The 6,465-nt window shown below is 64.5% G+C and carries 7 protein-coding genes; 3 read left to right on the top strand and 4 right to left on the bottom strand.

Annotation, left to right across the window (positions count from 1 at the left end):
- Positions 1-159: 159 nt before the first annotated feature.
- Both purM and purN read left to right on the top strand, forming a co-directional pair.
- Positions 160-1,266, top strand: coding sequence for a phosphoribosylformylglycinamidine cyclo-ligase (purM, locus tag MKI88_RS20975; protein WP_241633499.1), 1,107 nt, complete (start codon positions 160-162; stop codon positions 1,264-1,266).
- A complete protein-coding gene (gene purN, locus MKI88_RS20970) occupies positions 1,259-2,197 on the top strand; it encodes a phosphoribosylglycinamide formyltransferase (RefSeq protein WP_241633498.1) in 939 nt (312 codons plus the stop codon). Before purM ends, purN begins: the two co-directional genes overlap by 8 nt.
- A 514-nt stretch (positions 2,198-2,711) precedes the next feature.
- On the opposite strand, the gene MKI88_RS20965 is transcribed toward purN, so the two are convergent.
- The 4 genes from MKI88_RS20965 to MKI88_RS20950 all read right to left on the bottom strand — a co-directional run bounded on the left by MKI88_RS20965 (position 2,712) and on the right by MKI88_RS20950 (position 5,964).
- On the bottom strand, positions 2,712-3,236 hold the full coding sequence (locus tag MKI88_RS20965; protein ID WP_241633497.1) for a GNAT family N-acetyltransferase: 525 nt from the start codon (positions 3,234-3,236) through the stop codon (positions 2,712-2,714).
- Between the two features lie 235 nt (positions 3,237-3,471).
- A complete protein-coding gene (gene ndk, locus MKI88_RS20960; protein WP_241633496.1) occupies positions 3,472-3,894 on the bottom strand; it encodes a nucleoside-diphosphate kinase in 423 nt (140 codons plus the stop codon).
- An 89-nt stretch (positions 3,895-3,983) separates the two neighbouring features.
- Positions 3,984-4,424, bottom strand: a complete 441-nt coding sequence (locus MKI88_RS20955) for a DNA polymerase III subunit chi (protein WP_241633495.1) — start codon at positions 4,422-4,424, stop codon at positions 3,984-3,986.
- Between the two features lie 64 nt (positions 4,425-4,488).
- Positions 4,489-5,964: a leucyl aminopeptidase gene (locus MKI88_RS20950; RefSeq protein WP_241633494.1), complete on the bottom strand. Its 1,476-nt coding sequence runs from the start codon at positions 5,962-5,964 to the stop codon at positions 4,489-4,491.
- A gap of 251 nt (positions 5,965-6,215) precedes the next feature.
- Here MKI88_RS20950 and MKI88_RS20945 point away from each other — a divergent pair.
- The coding region (locus tag MKI88_RS20945; RefSeq protein ID WP_348636292.1) for an LptA/OstA family protein at positions 6,216-6,465 on the top strand (250 nt) is incomplete at its 3' end.

The following is a 6,465-nucleotide window of genomic DNA, read 5'->3' as shown; positions in this document are numbered from 1 at the left end:
TCCCCTCGATCTGTGCGAGCACAGCGACGCTCGCGCCTCCCATGAGAAGGAGCGCTGCAAGGACGGGAAGCGGACGGAAAAGACGTTTGGCGAGGGTCACGGCGTTCTTTTGGCGAGTTGGGCGTGGAAATCCAAGCCCGATATGAGTAGGCGCGTCATATGAGCTCAAAAGACAGTCAAACCGAATCCTACAGCTATGCCAAGGCTGGCGTCTCGATCGCCGCAGGCAATGCGCTCGTCAAGGCCATCGCGCCGCTCGCCAAGGCCACGCGCCGCCCCGGCGCCGACGCCGAACTCGGCGGTTTTGGTGGCTTTTTCGACCTGAAAGCGGCGGGCTACAACGATCCGCTGCTCGTGGCCGCCAATGACGGCGTCGGCACCAAACTCAAACTTGCCATCGACCACGATCATCACGACGGCGTGGGAATCGATCTCGTCGCGATGTGCGCCAACGACCTGATCGTGCAGGGCGCCGAGCCGCTGTTCTTCCTCGACTATTATGCGACCGGAAAGCTCGAATCGGGCGTCGCCGAGCGCGTCATCGCCTCGATCGCCGAGGGGTGCCGTCAGGCGGGCTGCGCGCTGATCGGCGGCGAAACCGCCGAAATGCCGGGCATGTATGCCGATGGCGACTATGATCTTGCGGGCTTCTGCGTCGGCGCGGTCGAGCGCGATCAGGCGCTGACCGGCAACCGCGTCGCTGCGGGTCAGGTGATTCTCGGCCTTGCTTCCTCGGGCGTGCATTCGAACGGCTTCTCGCTCGTGCGCCGCCTCGCCGCGGACAAGGGCTGGAAGCTCGATCGTCCCGCGCTGTTCGATCAGGATGTGAAGCTGATCGACGCGCTGATGGCGCCGACGCGCATCTATGTGAAGTCGCTGCTCCCCGAGATTCGCTCAGGGCGGATCAAGGCGCTGGCGCACATCACGGGCGGCGGGCTGCTCGAAAATATCCCGCGCGTGCTTCCCGACGGTCTCCACGCGCATGTCGATGCGAGCCTGTGGCCGCAGCCGCGGCTCATGGCGTTCCTGCAGGCGCAGGGCAATATCGAGCCCGAGGAAATGGCGCGCACCTTCAACTGCGGCATCGGCATGGCGCTGGTCGTCGACGAAGGCGATGTCGCGGTGGTCACCGAAGCGCTCACCGCGGCGGGCGAGACGGTGTTCCGCATTGGCCGCATCGAGGCGGGCGAAAAGGGCTGCACCGTGACGGGCGATACCGAGACATGGAGTGCGCGCGAAGCCTGGTCGGCAACGCACCATGGCTGAAAAGGCGCGCGTCGGCGTCCTGATCTCGGGCCGCGGTTCGAACATGGCCGCGCTGCTCTATGCGTCGAAGCGCGCCGACTGCCCCTATGAGATCGTGCTAGTCGCCGCGAATGATCCCGATGCCGCAGGGCTGAAGCTCGCGGCGGCCGAGGGCGTTGCAACCTTCGGGCAAAGCCACAAGGGGCTAAAGCGCGCCGAGTTCGACGCGATCATCGACGCGGAACTGCGCAAGGCCGGCGTCGAATATGTCGCGCTTGCGGGCTATATGCGCCTGCTCTCGCCCGAGTTCGTCGGACGCTGGGCAGGCCGGATGGTCAACATCCACCCTTCCCTGCTTCCCGAATATAAGGGTCTCGACACGCACGAGCGCGCGATCGACGCGGGCGACACCGTCGCCGGATGTTCGGTCCATATCGTCACCGCCGAACTCGACGACGGCCCCGTGCTGGGCCAGACCGAGGTCGCGATCCTGCCCGGCGATACGCCCGAAACGCTCGCCGCGCGCGTGCTGATCGCCGAACACCAGCTCTATCCGCGCATGCTCGCCGAACTGGTGAGCCGCGAGACCAGCCCAGACTGGCTGCTCGATCAGGTGCGCGAACGCGCGCTGGCGCTGCCCAGGACGACCGAGAAAAGCTCGCATGGTTCGCCGGGCTTCCTGATCGAGGGCGGCAAGTTCTTCGCCTATTTCAGCCATGACCATCATGGCGACGGCATCATCTCGGTGCTGGTCAAGACCGGCGGCCCCGAAGAGCAGATGATGCTGATCGAGGCCGATCCCGACATCTATTACAAGCCGCCCTATCTCGGCCCCTCGGGCTGGATCGGCATCCGGCTCGACGGTGGCGATGTGGATTGGGAACGCGTCGAAGAAAAGCTGGCCGCGAGCTGGCGCATGGTCGCGCCCAAGAAGCTGGCGATGCTGTTTTGAGGCGCAATTGCCGGTGCGTCTGGACTGGGTAGTTAGCGGACGTTGGCAGTTATCCGAAAAGGATGTTGTTGGTTTCGGCTGACGAACTCCTCGACGTCGCGCAAACGCTCAGGGAACGGCTCTGCTTCCTTCCACCGTGTGTGATTGACAAACCGAAACCCGGCGAACCAAAGGGCGCGCACCTTCGCCCATTGTTCCTCGTCCGCCTTCTTGGGGACCCTGAATGCGCGCCCCATCCAGTGTAGTTCGCCGCCGCACTCCGGACACTTGGCTGTGGATGCCTCCGTCAGCTTCCAAGATTTGCGACAGTCGAAACAGGCGTGTGGCCAATGACATTCCGGCCCGCGATGGTATGGGACCGTTGGAATTTCGGGCAGGGCTCGGTTCCCCATTGCCCGGCGAAGTTCCATTCGTTCTGACTTGGTCAAGTTAGACGACATAGCGTCCTTATCAGGCGAAGATTGAACGTTCGCAATGGTCGAAAACGGACGCGAAAATTCCACACGCTCAAGGCCTAAAGCGCCCGCGCCATCACCTTGTCGTAGAAGTCGCGGGTGCCCACGGTGAACCAGCGTTCGCCGGCCATTTCGAAACCCATCTTGGTGTAGAAGGCGATCGCGCGTGGGTTTTCGGCGTAAACGCCGAGCAGCAACCGCTTGCGACCCATCGCCCGCGCCTCTTCGATCGCCGTTTCCATCAGACGCCGGGCAAGGCCCCCGCCGTGATAGTTGGAAAAGATGTAGATGCGCTTGAGCTCGATATCGCCGGGCACGATATCGACAGGCAGGTCGGGCACGGTGAGCAGTTGATAGCCGATGGGCGAGCCGGTTTCAGAGATTTCAGCGAGCCAACAGCGGCTTTCGGGATCGGCGAGATAGCCGGCATAGGCCGCAACGCCGTGCGGTCCCTGACAATGCGCGATGATATCGGGGCCGTCGATCGAATCCGCGAAGGTTTCGAGGAAGGTGGCGCCGCCGATCAGCGACAGCGCAGCGGCGTCTTCAGCGCCGCAGAGACGGATGGAAATGGTGTCGGACATGGCGCAGCCCTTATCCGCATCGGGCGGCGCATGGAAGAACGGCCCGGCATCGCTGCCGGGCCGTTTACATCGTTCAGACTGGCGAAATCGTATCCGCTCATCCTGAGGAGCCGTTGAGCCCGGCGAAACGGCATCTCGAAGGAACCGCCGGGCAGTCCTTCGAGACGGGTCTTCGCCTGCGCTCAGTCCCTCCTCAGGACGAGCGGTGGAATGGCCGGATTTCGTCCAGCGGACGTTAGCCGACGATTTCTTCGGGCTTGAAGAAATAGGCGATCTCGATCGCCGCATTCTCGTCGCTGTCCGAACCATGGACCGAGTTCGCCTCGATCGATTCGGCGAGTTCCTTGCGGATCGTGCCGGGCTCGGCGTTCTCGGGATTGGTGGCGCCCATGATGTCGCGGTTGCGCTGGACGGCGTTTTCGCCCTCGAGCACCTGCACGACGACGGGGCCCGAGATCATGAAGCTGACGAGGTCGTTGAAGAAGGGACGCTCGCTGTGGACCGCGTAGAAGCCCTCGGCCTGCTCTTTGGTCATCTGGATGCGCTTCGAGGCGACGACGCGCAGGCCGGCCTCTTCAAGCATCTTGGTGACTGCGCCGGTCAGGTTGCGGCGGGTGGCATCGGGCTTGATGATCGAGAAAGTGCGATTGGCGGCCATGGCCGTTCGTCTCCATAAAGCGGGGTTGGGGGATTGCGGCGCGCCTTAGCCGTGCTTGTGTTGCGCTGCAAGATGTTCAGACGAATGCGTCAGCCAACCTGACTCCATTTGCCATGCTCGTCCTGCTTCCAGAAGCGGCGCTCCATCGCTTCGCGGCCACCGAGAGCCCGCCAGGCGGCGCGTGCGCCGTCGACGGTCTCGCCATCGAAAAGGTAAAAGACGCGATCGAAATCGAGCGCCTCGTCGCGCCACAACCCGTCGGCGAGCGCGATATTGCGTGCGCCGTTGGCGGCATCCACGGCGGGCGACAGCAATACCGGCTGGACCGCATCAACGTCGCGTCCGGCGATGGCGTGCGGCAGGAATGCGTCCTCGCGATACGCCCAGAGCGCGGCATCGAGCCTTTCGACCATCGCCTCATCATCGGCGACGACGAGCAGACGCGCGCCCGCATCAAGCAGACGCTCGGCGATGCGCGGCAGCGCCTGCTCCACCGGACGCGCTTCCAGCTGATAGAAATCGACCTGCATGATGTCTGGCCCCGGCCGTCATGCCAGCCAGGGCTGACAGGACGGCCTAGCGATGTGACCGGGCTTATTTCTCGAAATTGTCGGCGATGAAGCGATCGAGCAGGCGGACACCGAAGCCGGTGGCACCCTTTTCCCAGACCGGTCCGGCCTTGTCGGCCCAGACCATGCCCGCGATGTCGAGATGCGCCCATTTGACGCCTTCGTCGACGAAGCGCTGGAGGAACTGGGCCGCCGTGATCGATCCGGCGCCGCGCGGCCCGACATTCTTCATATCGGCGATCGGCGAGTCGATCAGCTTGTTGTACGCGTCCGACAGCGGGAACCGCCACAGCGGGTCACCCGACTCCTTGCCAGCGGCAAGGAGCTGATCGGCAAGGCCATCGTCGTTCGAGAACATGCCGCCATGCTCGTTGCCGAGCGAGATGATCATCGCGCCCGTCAGCGTGGCGAGGTCGATCATCACCCTGGGCGCGTATTTGCGCTGGACCCAGGTCATCGCGTCGCACAGCACGAGGCGCCCCTCGGCGTCGGTGTTGAGAACTTCAATGGTTTGACCCGACATGGAGGTGACGATGTCGCCGGGGCGCTGCGCCTTGCCGTCGGGCATGTTCTCGACCAGCGCGCAAATGCCGATGACGTGGGCCTTGGCCTTGCGCGTCGCCAGCGCCTTCATCGCACCCGCGACCGCACCCGCGCCGCCCATGTCCCACTTCATGTCTTCCATGCCCGCGGCGGGCTTGATCGAAATGCCGCCGGTATCGAAGGTCACGCCCTTGCCAACGAAGGCGACGGGGGTCTTCTCGGCGCCGCCGGTGCCGTCCCAGCGCATCGCGAGCAGGCGCGGCGGGCGCGCCGAGCCGAGCGAGACGCCGAGCAGCGAGCCCATGCCGAGCTTTTCCATCGCATCCCAGTCAAGCACTTCGATCTCGACGCCGAGATCCTTGAGATGCTGGCAGCGTTCGACGAAGCTTTCCGGGTAGACGACGTTGGCGGGCTCGGTGACGAGCGTGCGCGTGAACATCACGCCTTCCGCCAGCGCGGACCAGCGCTCCCACGCCTTTGCCGCATCCGCCCCGGCGCCAACGATCACGATCTCTTCGAGCGTCGGCTTCTGCTTTTCGGTCAGCCGCGTACGATAGACGTCATGACGCCAGCCGCGCAGCACCGCGCCGAATGCGAGGCGCGCTGCGCTCTCGGCAGCGGGCGCGGCGGCGGAAAGGTCCACGACCAGGCGTTTCTCGCCGGATGTCAGCAAACGCGCGGCGAGCACGCCGCCCGCGCGCTCCCATGCCGACGCGTCAGCCTTTTCGCCCACGCCGAACAGAACGACACGGCGCGTCGCGCTGTCCTGCGCGACGACGAGTTCGGCGCTCGCGGCGACATCGCCCTCGAAGCGCGCCGCCGCGGCAGCACCCTTTGCGAGCGCGACCGCGCCGGCGTCGAGCCCCGGAAAACTCGCAGGAAAATCGGCGCCTTTGCGGACCGGCAGAGCCAGCGCGAACGCACCCTGGGGCTGAACATCGGCAAAGAGGATACGCATCGGGGAACCTGACCTTTCAATTCGGCAAGCAGATTGGATGGTGCGCTTACTAGGCTGGTTCGACGCCGCTGGCAAAACCGGAATGACACGCAGGCTCCCCAGCCGTTGCAGCGACACGATTACGGTGCGATATGCGGGCGAGATCAGAGCAATGCGGTTTCGTGGGGCAGAGTTTGACGCGTTTACACCTTCTTCTTTCCGCGGCGCTCCCCTTCGCAATGCTTTCGGGCGTCCCGGCGCGGGCGCAGGACTTGCAGCAGCCTGCCACGGCCGCCCCACCTCCGCCCGAAGCGACACAGACCCCGGCGAATGAGGAGGAAATCACCTTCAGCGCCGCAAATCTGGAATATGACAGCGAAGCCGATGTCGTCACTGCATCGGGCGATGTCCGGATGTTCCGCGAAGGCAACCGCCTGCGCGCCGACAAGGTGACCTGGTATCGCAAGACCGGCGAGGTCCGCGCCGAGGGCAATGTTGCCGTCGTCAATCCGGGCGGCGACA

This window comes from Sphingomonas sp. LaA6.9, assembly GCF_022601895.1.
Lineage (GTDB): Bacteria > Pseudomonadota > Alphaproteobacteria > Sphingomonadales > Sphingomonadaceae > Sphingobium_A.
Note: the sequence above shows the minus strand (reverse complement) of the source record. Positions and strands in the feature narration are given on the sequence as shown.

Bases quoted from the DNA above. Each gene is read 5' to 3' on its own strand.
- purM (WP_241633499.1), top strand. From the start codon at position 160: ATGAGCTCAAAAGACAGTCAAACCGAATCCTACAGCTATGCCAAGGCT.
- MKI88_RS20955 (WP_241633495.1), bottom strand. From the start codon at position 4,424: ATGCAGGTCGATTTCTATCAGCTGGAAGCGCGTCCGGTGGAGCAGGCG.
- purN (WP_241633498.1), top strand. From the start codon at position 1,259: ATGGCTGAAAAGGCGCGCGTCGGCGTCCTGATCTCGGGCCGCGGTTCG.
- MKI88_RS20965 (WP_241633497.1), bottom strand. From the start codon at position 3,236: ATGTCCGACACCATTTCCATCCGTCTCTGCGGCGCTGAAGACGCCGCT.
- MKI88_RS20950 (WP_241633494.1), bottom strand. From the start codon at position 5,964: ATGCGTATCCTCTTTGCCGATGTTCAGCCCCAGGGTGCGTTCGCGCTG.
- ndk (WP_241633496.1), bottom strand. From the start codon at position 3,894: ATGGCCGCCAATCGCACTTTCTCGATCATCAAGCCCGATGCCACCCGC.